Source organism: Citrobacter sp. Cu231, assembly GCF_030332265.1.
Classification (GTDB): domain Bacteria; phylum Pseudomonadota; class Gammaproteobacteria; order Enterobacterales; family Enterobacteriaceae; genus Citrobacter; species Citrobacter meridianamericanus.
Window position 1 is genome coordinate 1 of the sequence record NZ_JAOWIE010000005.1, and the last position, 281, is coordinate 281.

Consider the following 281-nt stretch of genomic DNA (forward strand, 5'->3'; position numbering starts at 1 on the left):
CTCAGAAGTGAAACGCCGTAGCGCCGATGGTAGTGTGGGGTCTCCCCATGCGAGAGTAGGGAACTGCCAGGCATCAAATTTAGTGTGCTGATATGGCTCAGTTGGTAGAGCGCACCCTTGGTAAGGGTGAGGTCCCCAGTTCGACTCTGGGTATCAGCACCAGTTTTTCGGTTTAAGTTCGGCACTTAGAAAAGAATTTGTCTGGCGGCTGTAGCGCGGTGGTCCCACCTGACCCCATGCCGAACTCAGAAGTGAAACGCCGTAGCGCCGATGGTAGTGTG

Annotated in this window: 1 tRNA gene and 1 rRNA gene; both read left to right on the top strand. The window is 54.8% G+C overall.

The features are described from left to right. Positions 1 to 86: 86 nt before the first annotated feature. Positions 87 to 162: transfer RNA gene (locus tag OGY15_RS00030), tRNA-Thr, on the top strand. Between the two features lie 38 nt (positions 163 to 200). Continuing rightward, a 5S ribosomal RNA gene (gene rrf, locus OGY15_RS00035) occupies positions 201 to 281 on the top strand; the annotation flags it as partial.